The organism is Bartonella massiliensis (genome assembly GCF_902150025.1).
Classification (GTDB): Bacteria; Pseudomonadota; Alphaproteobacteria; order Rhizobiales; family Rhizobiaceae; genus Bartonella; species Bartonella massiliensis.
Genome location: NZ_CABFVS010000025.1, coordinates 1 through 19,581 on the forward strand (window position 1 = coordinate 1; position 19,581 = coordinate 19,581).

12 protein-coding genes and 1 pseudogene are annotated in these 19,581 nt (G+C 36.4%); 1 reads left to right on the forward strand and 12 read right to left on the reverse strand.

Features of this window, described 5'->3' with window-relative positions; genetic code table 11:
• Nucleotides 1-359: 359 nt before the first annotated feature.
• The gene (hutH, locus tag FNZ60_RS06325) at nucleotides 360-1,898 is read right to left on the reverse strand and encodes a histidine ammonia-lyase (RefSeq protein ID WP_142416806.1); all 1,539 of its coding nucleotides are present in this window, start codon (nucleotides 1,896-1,898) and stop codon (nucleotides 360-362) included.
• Between the two features lie 449 nt (nucleotides 1,899-2,347).
• Between hutH and FNZ60_RS10180 the strand changes: the two are divergent.
• A pseudogene (locus FNZ60_RS10180) lies at nucleotides 2,348-2,890 on the forward strand (integrase); the annotation flags it as partial.
• Nucleotides 2,891-4,468: 1,578 nt separating this feature from the next.
• Here FNZ60_RS10180 and mfd read toward each other — a convergent pair.
• The 11 genes from mfd to nuoK all read right to left on the reverse strand — a co-directional run bounded on the left by mfd (nucleotide 4,469) and on the right by nuoK (nucleotide 19,577).
• Complete coding sequence (gene mfd / locus FNZ60_RS06345) at nucleotides 4,469-7,969, reverse strand: transcription-repair coupling factor (protein ID WP_142416807.1); 3,501 nt, start codon at nucleotides 7,967-7,969, stop codon at nucleotides 4,469-4,471.
• Between the two features lie 5 nt (nucleotides 7,970-7,974).
• Nucleotides 7,975-8,262 (reverse strand): FAD assembly factor SdhE, encoded by a 288-nt coding sequence (locus FNZ60_RS06350; RefSeq protein WP_142416808.1) that lies wholly within the window; start codon nucleotides 8,260-8,262, stop codon nucleotides 7,975-7,977.
• Between the two features lie 68 nt (nucleotides 8,263-8,330).
• Complete coding sequence (locus tag FNZ60_RS06355; protein ID WP_142416809.1) at nucleotides 8,331-9,011, reverse strand: ABC transporter ATP-binding protein; 681 nt, start codon at nucleotides 9,009-9,011, stop codon at nucleotides 8,331-8,333.
• Entirely contained in the window at nucleotides 9,011-10,279 is a 1,269-nt protein-coding gene (locus FNZ60_RS06360; protein WP_142416810.1) for a lipoprotein-releasing ABC transporter permease subunit, read from the reverse strand. Before FNZ60_RS06360 ends, FNZ60_RS06355 begins: the two co-directional genes overlap by 1 nt.
• Nucleotides 10,280-10,290: 11 nt before the next feature.
• Nucleotides 10,291-11,616 carry a proline--tRNA ligase gene (proS, locus tag FNZ60_RS06365; protein ID WP_142416811.1) on the reverse strand — a complete coding sequence of 442 codons (1,326 nt, stop codon included), beginning with the start codon at nucleotides 11,614-11,616 and terminating at the stop codon, nucleotides 10,291-10,293.
• Between the two features lie 199 nt (nucleotides 11,617-11,815).
• Entirely contained in the window at nucleotides 11,816-13,492 is a 1,677-nt protein-coding gene (locus FNZ60_RS06370; protein WP_142416812.1) for a ribonuclease J, read from the reverse strand.
• Nucleotides 13,493-13,553: 61 nt separating this feature from the next.
• The gene (locus tag FNZ60_RS06375; RefSeq protein ID WP_185913494.1) at nucleotides 13,554-14,357 is read right to left on the reverse strand and encodes a biotin--[acetyl-CoA-carboxylase] ligase; all 804 of its coding nucleotides are present in this window, start codon (nucleotides 14,355-14,357) and stop codon (nucleotides 13,554-13,556) included.
• The gene (gene nuoN / locus FNZ60_RS06380; RefSeq protein ID WP_142416813.1) at nucleotides 14,357-15,811 is read right to left on the reverse strand and encodes an NADH-quinone oxidoreductase subunit NuoN; all 1,455 of its coding nucleotides are present in this window, start codon (nucleotides 15,809-15,811) and stop codon (nucleotides 14,357-14,359) included. The genes FNZ60_RS06375 and nuoN overlap by 1 nt, the downstream gene beginning before the upstream one ends.
• 17 nt (nucleotides 15,812-15,828) lie before the next feature.
• Nucleotides 15,829-17,298, reverse strand: coding sequence for an NADH-quinone oxidoreductase subunit M (locus tag FNZ60_RS06385; protein ID WP_142416829.1), 1,470 nt, complete (start codon nucleotides 17,296-17,298; stop codon nucleotides 15,829-15,831).
• On the reverse strand, nucleotides 17,298-19,262 hold the full coding sequence (gene nuoL / locus FNZ60_RS06390) for an NADH-quinone oxidoreductase subunit L (protein ID WP_142416830.1): 1,965 nt from the start codon (nucleotides 19,260-19,262) through the stop codon (nucleotides 17,298-17,300). Before nuoL ends, FNZ60_RS06385 begins: the two co-directional genes overlap by 1 nt.
• A gap of 6 nt (nucleotides 19,263-19,268) precedes the next feature.
• Complete coding sequence (gene nuoK, locus FNZ60_RS06395) at nucleotides 19,269-19,577, reverse strand: NADH-quinone oxidoreductase subunit NuoK (RefSeq protein WP_012231780.1); 309 nt, start codon at nucleotides 19,575-19,577, stop codon at nucleotides 19,269-19,271.
• Nucleotides 19,578-19,581: the final 4 nt, after the last annotated feature.

Sequence of the window (19,581 nt, forward strand, 5' to 3'; positions counted from 1 at the left end):
ATAAACAAGAAGAATATACAATAAAATTTTTATTTTTACTTATAAAAATACCTATATTAAAATTTATACTTATAAAATAATTTATAATAATATAATTTTTTGATACTATTTAACTTATATTAAAGATCTTAATAGAAATCAGAAAATATAGGCACTTTAATTTTATAATTTTTGTAAAGCGATGATGATAAATTCAGATCACTATAAAATATCTAGTTGGCTATAAAGAGCAGATATATGCAGTAAATAAATACATAATTTATTAAACAATTCAAATATAGTATTGATCTTCTATATTTTTATATGAGGAAGTTTCAAAATTCAATATCCGCCCTTCCTCATTGTCCTTAAAATAAATATTATTGAAAACTTAATGAGGGAAAAATTGTTTCTGGTAAAACAGATAATAAATCCCCTTTACTTATAAGTATATGTGCCTGTTGAAGATCTGGAGCCATATAACGATCTTCCTTAAGAGAGGCAATATTTTTGCGTAAAGATTTCATAACAGACTGCAAAAGAACACTTGTTTTTAAAGGGGCACGATACTCAATTCCTTGTGCCGCAATAAGCGTTTCAATGCCAATAATTGTAAAAAGATTTTCGCTCATTACCAATAATCGACGAGCACCATGACAAGCCATTGAAACATGATCTTCTTGATTGGCTGAAGTTGGTGTTGAATCAATGGAAGCAGGATGGGCCATTTGCTTATTTTCAGACATTAAAGCGGCTGCTGTTACTTCAGCGATCATAAAACCTGAATTAAGACCTGCATTGTGCGCTAAAAAAGCTGGAAGACCACAAGAAACAGCTGGATCAACCATAAGAGCAATACGCCGTTGAGAAATAGATCCTATTTCACATAAAGCAAGAGCAATTTGATCAGCAGCAAATGCTACAGGCTCAGCATGAAAATTCCCCCCTGATACAACTTCACCATTCCTTAAAATCAACGGATTATCTGTAACAGCATTTGCTTCAATAATCAGTGTTTTTGCAGCCGCGAGCAAAATATCAAAACATGCTCCCATGACCTGTGGCTGGCAACGTATACAATAAGGATCTTGGACACGCTCATCACCACGTAAATGTGCTGCACGAATTTCTGAATCTCTTACAAGCTCTTCTAATGTTTTCGATACGGCAATCTGCCCATAATGGCCTCGTAAAACATGGATGTCAGAATGAAATGGCGCCGTTGACCCCATGATAGCATCTGTCGTCAAAGCCCCTGCCAACAATCCACCACACAATGCCCGATACGCTCGAAAAAGTCCAGCAAGTGCAAGTGCTGTTGATGCCTGTGTCCCATTAATAAGAGCGAGACCTTCCTTTGCCTCTAAAATAATAGGGGACAATCCCGCTTTCTCTAATGCAAGAGCTCCACTCATACGAATATTTTGAAAAAACGCTTCTCCCTCTCCCATCATAACAGCCGCCATATGAGCAAGTGGAGCAAGATCACCTGAAGCACCTACAGATCCTTTTTCCGGGATAACAGGAATGATACCCTTTGCAAGCATATTTTCCAGCAAATTGACCAATTCTAGACGAACCCCAGAAGCTCCTCTTCCTAAAGAAACAAGCTTTAAACTCATCATCAAACGCACAATATTTTCAGCTAAAGGATTCCCTACCCCACAACAATGGGATAAAATAAGATTTCTCTGTAAAACAGCGACATTGTCCGCATCAATTTTAATAGAAGCTAACTTCCCAAAACCAGTATTAATACCATACACTGGTTCACTTCCAGCAGCAATTTCAGCAATGCGCTGTGCTCCTTTCTCGATAGCTAAATGCGTATCATTATGAAGTTTACTGATTTCACCATTAAAATAAATAGCTTCAAGTTCGCTAAGCGTTACCCCGCCCGGTTTTAGTATAATCGTCATAATTTTCTTTCTTTTTTAATTAAAGCACAATGCTAACATTATTGCCTCTTCTATAAAACAAAAAACGATAACGACTCTTTAAATAAGAATAGTTTAACAAAACATTCCTTATAATAAAGATATTGCCCAAAGAACAGTTAATGACAAATAAAAATGAGATATTGACAAACACAACAAAGGCTTTGAATTTTAAAAAATAGATAATATATTGATTTATAATAATATAGTGTTGTTTCTGTTGAATTAAAAAGCCGAATATCGTAAGATTCTCTCATTTCAAGTCTGTTTATGTTGAATCAATCAAAATCACTTGCTTGTACATCACAAGTGGGGCTGGCGGCGTGTGGGGAAAAACTGTATAAGAGAGGATAAAAATGACTCTTATGAACCGTCTTAATGCAAGGGCTGTCGCAACATTGGGGGGGGGCAAATAGTGTGATGGTGTCGGCTTGTTACTTCACAAGCGTAAAGATGGGGTGCTCAATGGCTTTACCGTTATACCATTCATGGGTGCAGTCGTGAAATGAGTGTGGTATATACTTTGAGAGATACCTTTTGAAAACAAATCCATGAATTAGCAACTGGGTGGTGTTCTGTTTTACGTGAAGGTGGTGATCCTATTAAAAAACGCAATAAACAAAAGCGTGAGACAATAAGCAATCTCCATTATTTAAAAGACATTGCTCTAGATGCTTTTGAAAGTCGGAAAGCTGAACTACAAGATGATGGTAAAAATGGGAATTGTTTTTTACCATTACACCTTCATATTCTCCCTAACTTAGATTGTGTTCCCGTTTCAGAGATTACATAAACAGGAATACGCAATACGCTTTCTCCCATTTGGCATACAAAAGCTGAAGCTATTCAGACAGTATTGATACGTCTTAATCTTTGTTTCAAACATGCAACTGCCTTGAGATTGGATGTTGATTTACAAAGCAACAGAAAAAGCACGTGTTCTCTTAGCAGTATACAGCCCAATGAAGCAAAATACATTATGAATCTAAGCGACTAAAAAATAAATTGAATAAAATCATAAACCGTTGTCTCAATAACATTACACATTATCAATAAACAATCTGAAAACGCACTTTTGATGAGAGCATTATAAAAAGAAGAAACGTCCTCTTCATAAGAAGTTAAATAATTGCAAGGTCATCCAAATCGAAGATTTTGGACCAGGACATAGTGCCTGTGAATGCTTTTAAAAATAATTGATATTTTTATTACCCTCCTATACTTTTATAATCTTTCAACGGTTCATAAAAGATATATTATAAAAGAAAAGTTTGAAGCGCTACTGATTTTAGAAAGATTATTTTTACATATTTTGTTTAAAAGAAGATAAGCAAAGTTTTATTGCATCTTGTATTTATTTTAGAAGAAGAACTATCAATGGTAACCAAATCGAAAAAAATTTAATGTTTGAATATGATATAATCATAATAAATTAAAAAAACTCTCTCTCGTCATAAACTGGATAAACAAACTATTAAAGTTTAGTTCTCTGAAACTTAAAGGAAAAATTAATTTTTCTGAGATCATTAATCTCCACTATAAATATAATAATAACAGCGGTGTTCTATACATATTTAGATGTCGACTTAATTGCATCAATTGGTAACTTAAACAAAGCTCTTGATTTCTAGCAAGTTAATACTTTTAATTATTCTGAATAATGGATAGCTCTATGCTTATCTTAAATATCCACATAGTACACTACTCTATGAATATCGTTTTGCAACTTTTTTTATGTACGTAAAAATAGCTGTAGAAATTAGCAAAAAAATCACAATAAATAAAATAAAAAATTTAAAAAATAAATTATAAAGAATCTATTTTTTATAAATATTGGCTATTGTTTATTATATCAATTTAATCTTATTCTATTAACCTAAGAAAATTTTTAATTTTCTATTATTAGAGCGCTATATATTCCCCTACTTTATACTCTCCTGCTCTATGCACTCTATATGCCAATTCCATCTTTTTTTGCCAAATCACCTAGTTTTGAATCAAGCTTAGAATGCTCTTCATTAAGATCTTTTTGTTCTTGTATAAGCCTACCATGCTCTATATTATGAGAACTTATTTGCGAAAGCGTTAAACAGCGAATGTCTTTTCAATAAACTTCATCCTCTTTTCAATAACTTGTAGTCTTTCTTTAATACGCTTGTATTTCTCATCAAGCGTTAAACCAGAAAGCGATAATTCGGTTAAGTTAAACTCGGCATGAGCATTTTTTACGCCACATATTAAAGAAATTGACAAAAGAACTATCGTTAGCACTTTTGTAATAAAGAAAGCATATGACCTTGACCTAAATTTTTCTTTTTAGAGAATTGGCAGAAAATACTTATATGGAAATGCTATTATTGCAATTATACCGTTTAAGCTATTTTTCTCATGATATCAATATGTATTATCATAAAGCCCCCAATAAATATGTAAGGAATTCTTTTTATTATAAACTTAAATTTTTTCTTATAAAAAATCAAATTAATAAGCGGTTATTTTCATAGAATAATTTTTAAACATAATGAATAATTTTGAAAAGTAGAGAAACTGTTTTAAACAGAATATTGTTCTGTCATTTCTACAAGCTGTGTCATAATCGTTGCTGCTCCAATAAGCCTGTCATCAACTCTAGCCCAATCCCGAATAAGAGCAATAGTTTGATCGGGACGAATTTTTGCCATTGAACCCTGTTTTCCAACCCACTGAACAAGAGCAACACTATTGGAAAAATAGTTATTGCGAAACTGTAGAACAATCCCTTTGGGACCAGCATCTAATTTTTCTACATTTGCTTTTCGGCACAATGTTTTGATATGAAAGACTTTAAGGATATGTTGAACTTCAAGGGGTAAAGGACCAAAGCGATCAATTAACTCCGCTGCAAATTCATCAATCTGGTCTAAATTTTCGAATTCTGTTAAGCGTCGGTAAAGCCCCATCCGTAATGATAAGTCAGGTACAAAACTTTCTGGTATCATCACAGTTATGCCAAGTGAAATTTGAGGTGACCATTGCTTATCCTCACTGAGCTCTCCATCTTTTAATTCAGCAACAGCTTCTTCAAGCATTTTCTGATAGAGTTCAAATCCAACTTCTTTGATATGTCCTGATTGTTCTTCACCTAAAAAATTTCCTGAACCACGAATATCCATATCGTGACTTGCCAATTGAAATCCAGCCCCCAATGTATCAAGAGATTGTAACACCTTAAGACGACGATCAGCTGCAGGCGTTAAAATTTTACCAGAAGGAAATGTAAAGAGTGCATAAGCACGCTGTTTTGAGCGCCCTACCCTCCCTCGTAATTGATAGAGTGCAGAAAGACCAAACATCTCAGCGCGATGCACAATTAACGTATTGGCTGTTGGAATATCAAGCCCAGATTCAATAATGGTTGTCGATATCAAAACATCATATTGCCCATCATAAAATGCATTCATAATATCATCAAGTTGTCCAGCCGGCATTTGTCCATGAGCCACAATGAATTTAAGTTCTGGCACATGAGTTTTGAGATATTCTTCGACAAAAGCCAGATCAGAAATACGAGGACAGACATAAAAACTTTGTCCACCACGATAATATTCTCGAAGCAATGTTTCACGTATAACAAGTGCATCAAATGGTGAAATAAAAGTACGAACCGCCATTCTATCAATAGGAGGTGTCGTGATCAATGACAATTCACGTACCCCCGATAATGCCAATCCTAAAGTTCGTGGAATAGGCGTTGCTGAAAGTGTAAGAACATGAATATCACTTTTAAGCTCTTTTAAACGCTCTTTGTGTTTTACACCAAAATGTTGCTCCTCATCAATGATAAGAAGGCCTAACCGTGAAAAATTGACTGCACCACTTAATAATGCATGAGTTCCAATGACAATATCAATCGTACCATCTGAAATACCTTTTTTAACTTGTGCAAGTTCTTTCGTTTTTACAAGCCTTGAAGCATGACCAATTTTAACTGGTAATCCTTGAAAACGCGAAACAAACGTCTTGTAATGCTGACGTGAAAGTAAAGTTGTCGGTACAACAACAGCCACTTGATAGCCATTTAGTGCTGTAACGAAAGCACTGCGAATAGCCACTTCAGTTTTTCCAAAACCAACATCACCGCATATCAAGCGATCCATCGGCTTACCTGAGGCTAAATCATCTAAAACAGCGTCAATAGCATTCATTTGATCTTCTGTCTCTTCATAGGGAAAACAAGCAACAAACTCATCAAATGGTCCAACTGGTGGAAGTAAAGCAGGTGCAGCACGTGTTGTCCGTTCTGCAGCTATACGGATTAATTGCCCAGCCATTTCCAATAAATGTTTTTTAAGACGAGCTTTACGTGCTTGCCAAGCAACACCTCCTAATTTATCTAAAGTTACCTCTGTTTCTTCTGAGCCATAACGCGAGAGAAGCTCTATATTTTCAACAGGTAAAAAAAGTAAATCACCTCCGGCATATTTTATTTCAAGACAATCTCGCAAAATTCCAGTGGTTGTAATGGTTTTTAGACCAACAAATTGACCAATACCATGATCAATATGCACAACAAGATCACCAGAATTTAAAGCAGAAATCTCAGAAATAAAATTTGTATTGCTCTTACGCCGCTTTGGTGATCTTATGAAGCGATCCCCAAGAATATCTTGCTCTGCTATAACAGCTAAATCTTCAGCCTCAAAACCATGTTCTATCATGATAACAGCGGCTAATATGCGATCTCGTGGGATTGCTTTGACAGTTTGCAAGGATTTTACAACATCTATATTTTTCAATCCATGCTCTTCAAGAACCTGTATCAAACGATTGAGAGAGCCTTCACTCCAACAGGCTAAAAGCACTTTTTTGCCAGCAGCACGTAAAGATGCGATGTGATCAATAACGCTTGAAAAAACATTTTTTTCTTGCGCATTACGCTCTTTTACAAAATCATACCCCTGTTTAACTTGTGCGTGAATAACTGTTTGTTCCAAATTTTGTGGAATATTAAAAGGCGAAAAATCAATACGCTGTGAAGATTTTCGCACACACTCTAAAACACGCTCTGGCGTTAAATAGAGAAGGTTAGGATCTATCGGATGATAAGAAGTCGAATTTTCCTTATCATTTTCGCGCTCTTTACGCGCGTTATAATAATCTTCAATAAGGCGATAGCGCTCAATGAAAACGTCTTCTATAAGATGATCAAAAACAAGGGGTAAGTCGCCACAATGGTCAAAAAAACTATCAAGTTTTTCATAAAAAAATGGAAGCCAATGTTCCATACCAGCAAAACGCCGACCTTGAGCAATAGCTTCATAAAGCATGTTATTTTTTTGTGAGATACCAAATGTACGGGTATAATTGCTTTTAAAACGACTGATGTGTTCAGCTGTCAAAATAACTTCGCTCATTGCCTGTAATAAAAGTTCAGTTTTTTGACGTGTTGTTCTTTGACTTTCTGGATCAAATACGCGGATGCTTTCTAAGGTATTTCCAAAAAAATCAAGACGTAAAGGTTCAGTATCCATAGGAGAAAAGATATCAAGTATTCCTCCTCTTACAGCAAATTCACCAACATCACGGACAACCGTAACGCGTTCAAAGCCATTGGTTTCTAGAAATTGAATGAAACTCCCCATGTTATGGCGCTGACCAACATGTGCGTGAATAAGCTGTGATTCTATCACTTCACAGGGAGGCAACTTTTGCATAATCGCATTAGCTGTTGTTAATATAATTGCAGAATGTGGATTTTTGCGTAAATTGGCCATAGATGCCAACGCCGATAATCGACGTGCCATAATAGCAATTCCTGGTGATACGCGATCATAAGGCAAACAATCCCATGCAGGAAATTGAAATACCGGCAAATTGGGCTCAATAAAATTTAAAACTTGTTGTAAATGAGCAATTTTTGTGCCGTCTCGAACAACATAGACAAGGGGTTTACCTTGTGCAATTTCTGAACTTAATTGTGCAAGAGCAAAGGCTTCAAATCCATCTGTAACGCCATCAAAAATCATATGGACAGAACTATTGGGGGGAATGACATTTTTTTTAAATATAGGCATAAAAATCAACAATTTAAGCGATTACGATAATTGGCAATATCACGAAAAAGTGGACTATCAACTTCAGAAGGTGTTGCAATTTCTCCGGTAATCCATGTGAGCAAGTCACGATCATCAAAAGACATAATATATTCAAGTTCACAGAGCGTTTTATCATTCATCTCAGTGATATGAGAATCAACATAATGTCCAAAAATGAGATCCATTTCACGAATACCACGATGCCATGCACGAAAAACCAACCGACGACGACGCGCATCCAGTTGATTTTTGTCAACGACAAAAGCTACCATAAAAAGTCTCCTTGAATAAATTAATATAAACTATTCAATCTATAAGAATTAAAATTTGTATATTTCCTTTAAGGAAGTTCAATAATCTTTTGTTCTTTAAGTGTAATTCTACGATGCATTTGCTTTGCCAAAGCGTAATTATGTGTTGCAATAAGAGCAGAAAGACCAGATTGACGAACAAGAACGGATAAAGCTTGAAAGACATAAGCTGAAGTGACGGGATCAAGATTCCCTGTAGGTTCATCTGCCAGAAGAACTGAAGGTCCATTGGCTACAGCACGTGCAATAGCAACACGTTGTTGTTCTCCTCCCGATAACTCTGAGGGACGATGGTGTGCTCGATGAGAAATACGCAGATACGTCAATAATTTACGCGCGCGATCTTCTGCAATGGGCTTTTTTAAACCTGCTATCATCTGTGGTATCATAACATTTTCTAAAGCTGTAAACTCTGGAAGTAAATGATGAAATTGATAGACAAAACCAATATCATTTCGTCTGATAGCTGTTCTCTCACGATCAGAGCGCTTTGCACAAGAAACACCTCGTAACATTACATCACCAGCGGTTGGTTTTTCTAATAATCCCGCAATATGAAGCAGTGTTGATTTTCCAGCACCAGAGGGTGCAACAAGTGCAACCAGCTCTCCACGATTAAGAATAAAATTTGCTTTATCTAAAACAATAAGCGGCTTATCATTCTCAAAAAAGCGTCTTTCAATCTCTACAAGCTCTAAAATTGCTGTCATTATTCATACCTCAAGGCTTGTACAGGATCTAGCTTAGCAGCACGCCATGCCGGAATGAGAGCAGCAAGAAATGACAAGAATAAAGCCATCATAGCAACCAAGACAGTTTGTTTCCACTCAATTTGTGCAGGCAGTTTTGTTAAAAAATAAAGTTGAGGATTAAATACGTCGACATTAAATAACCAAGATATAAAGTCTTGAATATGATTAATATTCAAGGTCGCAATAATACCCAAAATTAACCCCAATATTGTTCCAATAAAACCAATCATCATTCCTGTAATGATAAATATACGCAAAATCGCACTTTGTTGTGCACCCATTGTGCGTAAAATTGCAATATCATGGCTTTTATCTTTTACAAGCATAATGAGCCCTGAAATAATATTCAAAGCAGCAACAAGAACAATCAGAGAAAGAATGAAAAACATAACATTCCGTTCAATCTGTAAGGCTGAAAAAAAAGCCTGATTGCGCATACGCCAATCAATTAAATAGATCTGTTGATTAATGGCTTTTTCTACAACAGGTTTTATTTGATCAACAGCATCAGGATTGTTTAAAAATAGCTCTAAAGATTGAACTTTATCGCCTAAATTAAAAAACATTTGTGCTTCATGAAGAGGCATAAAAACGAATATTGAATCATATTCAGACATACCAACTTCAAAGATCGCAACGACTTTATAAGCTTTCACACGCGGTGTAACACCAAAAGGAGTTTCATCACCATTGGGGGAAATAATACGAAGATCTCTCCCAACGGTAAGTCCTAATTTTTCTGCTAAGCCACTTCCAATTGCAACACCTTCTTCTTGATCAAACCGAGAAATTGATCCTAATTTAATGTTTTGAGAGACTGTTTTAAGCTTTTCTAGATCTTGTTTGCGCATCCCACGAACTAATGCGCCAGAACCACCTTGAACTTCACCTTGAACAAGCGCTTGACCTTCAATAACAGGCAAAGCAAATTTCACACCATTTGTCGCTTCTAAAGAAGAAATAAGAGCTTTATAATCAGAAAAACCGGTATCAACTGTTTGAACAATAAGATGTCCATTCATACCAAGAATACGATTAAGAAGTTCTGTACGAAAGCCGTTCATCACTGCCATAACAACAACCAGAGCGAATACGCCCAACATAATCCCAATGAGAGAAATAATTGAAATAACAGAAGCAACAGCATGCTTTTTATTGGGAATCATATAACGAAAAGCGATCATCCACTCATAAGACGAAAACCATTTATTTTTCAGCCTCTTCATAACATTTCCTATTAAATTATAGAAAGTTGGCTGATGACATCTTCAACCTTTAGAGATCTTTTTGCACCTGTTTTTCGATCTTTAATTTCAACTTCATTTTGTGCAATGCTGTTAGGACCAATAATAATTTGTGTTGGCAAGCCAATCAAATCCATTGTTGCAAATTTTGATCCAGGGCGTTCATTTCTATCATCTAATAATGGATCAAAACCAGAATCTTTTAATCTCTTATAGAGAAACTCACATGCTTGTGTACATTTTTCATCATCGGGTTTCATATTGATAATGCCAAAGTCGAATGGTGCCATTGATTTTGGCCAAATAATTCCTTTTTCATCATGAGAAGCCTCAATAGCGGCCGCCACAAGACGCGAAGGCCCAATACCATAAGATCCCATAGAGACCACATGCTCTTTTCCATCTTTTCCCATAACTTTTGCTCCCATGGGAGCAGAATATTTCGTCCCGAAGTGGAAAATATGCCCAACCTCAATACCACGTGCTGAAAGACGATTTTCTTCAGAAACTTTAGCCCACTCTTCCTCATTATGCATTTCTTCTGTCGCTGCATAAAAAGATGTCCACTGTTTAACAGTATCATCTAAAATAGCATTATCACTAAAATCAATTGAACTGTCGGGAACGCTAAGTTCAAGAAATTGTCTATCACAGAAGATAGCACTCTCTCCCGTTTCAGCCAAAATGATAAATTCATGACTAAGTTCCCCTCCTATTGGACCTGTATCAGCACGCATGGGGATTGCTTTTAAGCCAAGGCGAGAAAAAGTGCGTAAATAAGCAACAAACATACGATTATAAGATGTTTTAGAGTCTTCATAATCAAGATCAAAAGAATAAGCATCTTTCATTAAAAATTCTCGTGCCCGCATCACACCAAAACGTGGGCGAATTTCATCACGGAATTTCCATTGAATATGGTACAAATTAAGTGGAAGATCTTTATAAGAACGAACATATGAGCGAAAAATATCTGTCACCATCTCTTCATTGGTTGGACCATAAAGTAAATCACGCTTTTGACGATCTTTAATGCGGAGCATTTCCAAACCATAATCATCATACCGACCGCTTTCACGCCAAAGATCAGCGGATTGAATTGTAGGCATCAATATTTCTATTGCACCAGCACGTTCTTGCTCTTCACGAATAATTTTACAAACTTTATCAAGCACTTTCTTTCCCAAAGGAAGCCAAGAATAAATTCCTGATGTTTGTTGTCGAATCATCCCAGCACGTAACATGAACCGATGAGAAACAATTTCTGCTTCTTTAGGATTCTCTTTTAAAAGTGGAAGGAAATATTGAGAAAGACGCATTGAAATAATTAACTCCTACTCAGATCTATCATATTGAAATAATTTAACATACCCTCTATTCGTCTATAGCCGCATTCTGAATACTTGCAAATATAACGATCTTATTGTTTTAAAGTTATTGTCCTTTATTTTCTATTCTTATTCTTTAGCCGTAAAATAAAAGTGCTCTTTTTTTTTAATAATCTAAACTGAAAATGCTTTATTTTGACTGATGTAAAAAAACCGTGCAGAGAGGTTTTTTTTGCCAAATTTCATAAATAGCCGCTCTCACTGCACGTCGTGTTGCCTCTCGAATAAGTTCATTATTTTTTCGTTTCATGCGTGGGATATTATAAACTGTATCTTCTACAATATCTAAAAGAATATCTTTCAATTTTTCCCCCTCTCCATTACTTTCAGGCAATCCTAATGTTGTTAGACCGATATCCCCTAATAATTCATGCTTACTATTCATATGGAGAGAAACAGCAACATGACCAGCATAACTTAACTTTCTACGTTCACGAATTCTTAGCTCATACTCATCTCCAAGAAGACAGCCATCCTTATAAATACGACCAACAGGCACTTGATCAATAACTTCTACAGGTGCTGGTGCAAGACGCAACATATGGCCATTTCTAATATCCCTAACAGTTTTAATCCCTGCTTGACGTGCTAAAGCCGCTTGAGCTGTAAGATGTATTGCCTCACCATGCACTGGCACAAGTATCTGTGGCTTTATCCAATCATACATCTGTAAAAGTTCTGAGCGACGGGGATGACCTGAAACATGAACAAGTGCATCTTCATTCGTAATAACTTTAATACCCAGATCGATGAAACGATTTTGTATCTCAAGAATCGCTTTTTCGTTTCCTGGAATGCTTCGTGATGAATAAATAACAGTATCCCCAGTGGAAAGCGCGATATTTCTCATTCCCTCACGTGACAATTTAGCCAAAGCAGCACATGACTCACCTTGGCTCCCTGTAACAATTAAAACAAGTTCTCTTCGTGGAATGTAACCATAATCATCTTCCGTTACAAATGGTGCTAAACCATTCATGTAACCAAGCTCTTGTGCAACCATAATACTTCGCTTAAGGGAGCGCCCAATGACAAGCACCTTACGCCCAACAGCTTCAGCGGCAAGAACAATAGAACGTATCCGCCCAATATTAGAAGCAAAAGTTGCTATTGCAACACGCCCTTCAGCTTTTGAAATAATCTCAGAAAGACTGGTTTGAACCTGCTGCTCTGATGGAGATATACCATCCCGACACGCATTTGTGGAATCACAAAGCAATGCTAAAACACCTTTATTGCCTAAAGCTCGAAATTTCTTTTCATCCGTTACAGCTCCAAGCGAAGGGGTATGATCAATTTTCCAATCACCCGTATGGACTACAGTCCCCAAAGACGTTGTAATGGCTAAAGATACAGACTCTGGTATCGAATGGTTAACAGCAATAGCCTCTATGGCAAAGGGCCCCACCTGAAAACAGTCTCCTGCTTGAAAAATATTGAATGACATTTTATGAGATATAAAATCTGATTGCCTTTTGCTTTCCAATAACCCTGCCGTAAAAGCTGTACAGTAAAGTGGAACTTTTAACTTTGGCCATAAATCAAGAACAGCCCCATAATGATCTTCATGTGCATGAGTTAAAACAAGACCCCGTATATTATGTTTTTCATTTTCTAGAAAACGAATATCCGGAAGAATAAGATCGACTCCTGGTAATTCAGAACCAGCAAAACTAACGCCCATATCAACCAGCAACCATTCGCGCAAATTTGGGGAGCCAAATCCATAAGCAGCTAAATTCATCCCTATCTCACCGACTCCTCCCAAGGGGACAAAAACAAATTCATTCTCACTGGCTGCAACCATACAATAGCTCCTCAATGATTTAAGATAATCTGATCGTGCACTAAACTTTTATAAATTAATATCATTTCGCATGAACTGAAGCAGCCGAACCAAAATGTACATCCCCAGCTGTTACAATGGTTTGTCTCCCATCTGCTTGCTTGATAATACAGTTAAAATCATAATCAAGACCATCAAAAATACCTTCAACGATTTTTTTATCATTCACGATTTTGACATGTTTTCCAAGGTGCGCAGAATACAAAAGCCATTTATTTCGGATTATTTCACATCCTTTTGTTTGTTTCCAAAGAAGGTAATTTCTAGAAAAAGTTTCCGTCAAAACCGTAAATAACTGTTCTGCTTCAATATGCAAACCGATATTCTGTAAGCTTGAAGTAGGATAGGGTGCATCTTCATAATTATATTTTACATTTATTCCAATACCAATAACCAATGCATATTTTTCCGATGGTAATTTAAAAATTTCAAGCAAAATTCCAGAACTTTTTGCACCTTTCAGTAAAATATCGTTTGGCCATTTTAAGCGCACAATATTGTTTGTTTGTTTTTCATCTTTTATAAATTGTTTTATTGCCTCTACCACACTGACACCAGCAACAAAACCAAGCTGTGCAGTCGTTTCAAGAGCTATATCATCAATTAACAAAAGACTAGAATAAAGGTTCCCTTTTGGACTAAACCAAGTCCTTCCTCTTCTCGCTCTTCCTTGTGCTTGTTCTTGCGCAACAATCCAAAGATAACCTTGATGACCAGTTTGCGCTTTTCGTTGGGCAATGAGATTTGTGGAATCAACACTTTCGTACGATTCAACAGTGTATCCTTGCTTTTGTGCAAAATCTGATAAAATATAAACCATATTCATTAAAATAATGCAGCGGCAGCTTTTTCTGCCAATTCAGCAAACCAAATTCCAAAAAAGGTGTAAAATAAAATAAATAATGCAGAAAGACCAAGACAAAACTGAAGCTCTTTTGATAAAATAACAAAATGCGTTTTTGCATCATCAAACCACATAATTTTAATGACTCGCAAATAGTAAAAAGCGCCAATAACAGAAGCGATCATACCAACAATTGCAAGGGGTGTTAAACCTGCATGAACAGCAGCAGAAAATGTATACCACTTCCCAAAAAAACCAGCCATAGGGGGTATACTGGCTAGCGAGAAAAGCTGTATTGTCATGACAATCGCCATAAACGGATTTGTCTTTGCTAACCCTGAAAGATCATAAATATTTTCAACATTACCACTCTGAGATCGCATTCCAAGAATAAAAGCAAATGAACCAAGCGTAACACCAAGATAAATGGTCATATAAAGAATAACACTTTTTACCCCAAGCATATCTCCAGCCGATAAACCAACAAGGGCATAGCCCATATGACTAATCGACGAATAAGCCATTAAGCGCTTAATATTATTTTGACCAATTGCAGCAAACGCCCCAAGTATCATTGATGCAAGTGCCATGAAAACCAAAATTTGTTGCCATGCAGGCATCACACTATCAACACGCCCTAGTGGAATAAAGGTCATTACAATAATACGGATGATTAAAGCCATTGCAGCAATTTTAGGGGCACCGGCAAAAAATGCTGTAATCGGTGTTGGAGCACCTTCATAAACATCAGGTGTCCACATATGAAATGGAACAGCAGAAATTTTGAAAGCCAAACCAGCTAAAATAAATACGATTCCAAAAATGACCCCCAATTGTAAATTTTCACCTTTTAAAGCAAGAGCAATTTCGTGAAAACCAATCTGACCGGTAAAACCATAAAGCAAAGAAATGCCGTAAAGCAATAATCCTGAAGATAATGCTCCTAAAACAAAATATTTCATACCAGCTTCAGAAGATTTCACATTATTACGATTAATCGCTGCTAAAACATATAAAGCTAAGGACTGTAGTTCTAAACCCATATAAAGCGATAGCATATTACCTGCTGAAATCATAAACATCATGCCAAGGGTTGCTAAAAGAACAAGCACTGGAAATTCAAATATATTAAACTTTTGTGCATTGGCAAAACCAACAGACATGATAAGAGAAAAGAGCGCGCCAATAAGCATTAAAATTTTCATATAACGACCAAAAGAGTCAATAATAAGTGCATTGGTTTGAAATGAGCCAGTCTTTGGAAAAATGATGAGAATAATAATGGTTGCCACAAGAAGCGCCATGGCTAAACCTGTCACTGTCAAAGAAGCACGTGCATTGGAATAAACACCAATTATAAGCAACATGACGGCTCCTAATGCAATTAAAATTTCCGGAAGAATTAAGACTAATTGCGTTATTATTTCAGTTTGCATGAGAATTCTTCCCTTATCTAGTGTAGCTTATTGATGAGGGCTTCTACGGAAAACGCCGTCGCTTTAAGAATTGGCGTTGGATAGATACCAAAGAATATTGTAAGAACAACCATCGGATAAAGAATAAATTTTTCTCTTGAAGAAAGATCTACCAGCACTTTTAAATTCTCTTTATCCAAGGAGCCAAAAACCACGCGCCGATAAAGATAAAGGGCATAGGCCGCTGATAAGATAACACCTGTTGTCGCTAAAACAACAACCAATTTATTCACTTGGAAAACACCTATTAAGGTTAAAAACTCACCTAAAAATCCTGAGCTTCCAGGAAGTCCGACATTTGCCATCGTAAAAATTAAGAAAATAACAGCATATTTAGGCATATTATTGACTAAACCACCAAACGCTGAAATTTCACGCGTATGCAAGCGATCATAGATCACCCCAACACAAAGAAATAAAGCCGCAGAAACAATTCCATGCGATAACATTTGATAAATAGCCCCTTGTATCCCCTGTTCATTAGCAGCAAAAATACCCATCGTTACATATCCCATATGAGCTATTGAGGAATATGCAATAAGTTTTTTAATGTCACTTTGAACAAGGGCAACCAATGAGGTATAAATAATAGCAATAAGCGATAATGTGAAAACAAAAGGCGCAAAATCTGCTGAAGCAATAGGAAACATCGGTAAAGAAAAACGAAGAAAACCATATCCACCTAATTTGAGTAAGACACCGGCTAAAATAACAGAACCTGCGGTCGGTGCTTCCACGTGCGCATCAGGAAGCCAAGTATGAACTGGCCACATTGGCATTTTTACAGCGAAAGAAGCAAAAAAGGCAAGCCATAACCACATTTGCATATGAGCCGGAAACTGATAATTGAGTAAAGTTGGTATATCAAGTGTTCCTGCCTGCCAATACATAGCCATAAGAGCAACCAACATAAGCACTGAACCAAGCAAAGTGTATAAGAAAAACTTGATACTTGCATAAACACGACGTGCTCCACCCCATACCCCTATAATGATAAACATTGGAATGAGGCTGCCTTCAAAAAAAACATAAAATAATACCGCGTCAAGAGCACAAAAGACTCCAATAATTGCAACTTCAAGAAGAAGAAAAGCAATCATATAAGCTTTTAATCTCTCTTTAACATTTTCCCAACTTGCTAAAATACAGAAAGGTAAGAGAAAAGCAGAAAGAACAACAAAAAGAATAGAAATACCATCAACCCCCATATGATAGCTAATGCCATTCCCTAGCCAATTGAATTTTTCAACCATTTGAAAGTCTGGGTTAGTGGAATCAAATCCTATCCAAATAATTAAAGAAATAATAAAAACAAATATCGTCGTAAAAAATGCAACATTGCGTATATTATGGCGTGCGGCTTCACTATCATCTTTGATAAACAAAATCAAAAGCACACCAACAAGCGGCAAAAATGTAACCGTAGAAAGAATAGGCCAATCGGTCATTAGTTTACGCCCCCGATCATCATCCATGTAATGAGCAATGCAATACCTATAAGCATCGCAAATGCATAGTGGTAAAGATAGCCTGTTTGCAGCCGGACAACTCTATTTGTAATATCAACAACCCGCGCTGCAATACCATTAGGACCTAGGCCATCAATAATTTTACCGTCTCCCACTTTCCAAAGAAAGGAACCAATTTTAAAGGTAGGACGGACAAACAAAAAGTTATATAATTGATCAAAATACCATTTTTGGTAAAGAAATTGATATATTCTTGGCATAGCATGAGCCATTTTCTTAGGCAGGAATGGAAAAGAAATATAGAATAAATAGGCGCACATAAATCCAAGAACCATTGCTATAAAGGGCGACCATTTGACCCAAGTAAAGACATGGTGGGCATCGTGAAGGATGTGATTGTGGCTGCTTGTAAACAATGCTCCCTTCCAAAAAGCATCATAGAAATCACCAAAAAAGTAAGGTTGGAAAACCACACCAGCGAATATTGCTCCAAGAGATAAAATAAAGAGTGGAATTAACATAACTGAAGGTGATTCATGAACATGATGCATAACATCAACCGTTGCTCGTGGCTTCCCATGGAATGTCATAAAGATAAGCCGCCATGAATAAAAGCTTGTCAAAAAGGCGGCAAAAACAAGAAGATAAAAAGCATATCCTGAAGCAATGTTATGGGATGCAAAAGCAGACTCTATAATCGCATCTTTTGAGAAAAAACCAGCCGTTCCGAAAAGTGTTCCTGGGATTCCAACACCGGTTAATGCAATGGTCCCGACCATCATCATCCAATAAGTGACCTTTATATGCTTGCGTAATCCACCCATTTTTCGCATATCTTGTTCATCAGATACAGCATGAATGACAGAACCCGCACCAAGAAATAATAAGGCTTTAAAAAAAGCATGTGTAAAAAGATGAAAAACAGCAGCGCCATAAGCTCCAACACCTAATGCCACAAACATATACCCAAGTTGAGAACAAGTAGAATAAGCAATAACACGTTTAATATCATTCTGCACCAATCCCACAGTGGCGGCAAAAAACGCTGTTGTTGCTCCAACAATAATAATTACAGTCAAAGCCGTTGAAGACAGTTCAAAAATTGGCGACATACGCGCAACCATAAAAACACCTGCCGTTACCATTGTAGCAGCATGAATAAGTGCTGAGACAGGCGTAGGGCCTTCCATTGCATCAGGAAGCCAAGTATGTAAAAGAAATTGTGCTGATTTTCCCATCGCACCAATAAATAATAAAAGACACGTAATGGTAATTGCTGCCTGCCCATCAAACTGCCAACCTAAAAATGTCATATTTTGTACAAAGCTATTGTCTGCAGATTTTGCAAAAATAGAGGCAAAATCGACCGATTGAAATAAAACGAAAATACTAAAAATTCCTAAGAGAAAACCAAAATCTCCAACACGGTTAACCACAAAAGCTTTCATTGCAGCTTTATTCGCAGAATCGCGCTGGAACCAAAAACCAATAAGCAAATAGGAAGCAAGTCCTACACCTTCCCAGCCAAAAAACATCTGAATCAAATTATTAGATGTCACCAACATCAACATCATAAATGTAAAAAGAGAAAGGTAAGAAAAAAAACGGGATCTTGAAGGATCATGATGCATATAACCAATTGAATAAATATGCACTAATGCTGAAACACTATTCACCACAATAAGCATAACAGCTGTTAATGTATCAATATGAAGAGCCCAATTAAAGCTTAAACCACCAACGGTAAGCCAATGTAATACCACTATATCAACCACTGGAGTATGACCAAGTGCAACATTAAAAAATGCTATCCACGACAATATGGCAACAATCACCATAAAGCTACATGTTATCAATTCACTCGCACGATCTCCTATCGTTTTTCCACCGAGTGCAGCAATTAAAAAACCCAAAAGCGGAAGAAAGACAATTGTATGATACATCACTGGTTAGCCTTTCATTACATTAACATCTTCAACCGCAATAGAACCACGATTACGGAAGAAAACGACAAGAATTGCTAAACCAATGGCAGCTTCAGCAGCTGCGACGGTTAAGACAAATAAAGCGAATATCTGACCAACAAGATCATGAAGAAATGCTGAAAATGCGACAAAATTGATATTAACGGAGAGTAATATAAGCTCAATAGACATCAAGATAATAATCACATTTTTTCTGTTGAGAAAAATTCCAGCAATACCAATTGTAAACATTAAAGCAGAAACAGTGAGATAATGCGTAATATCAATATACATATCC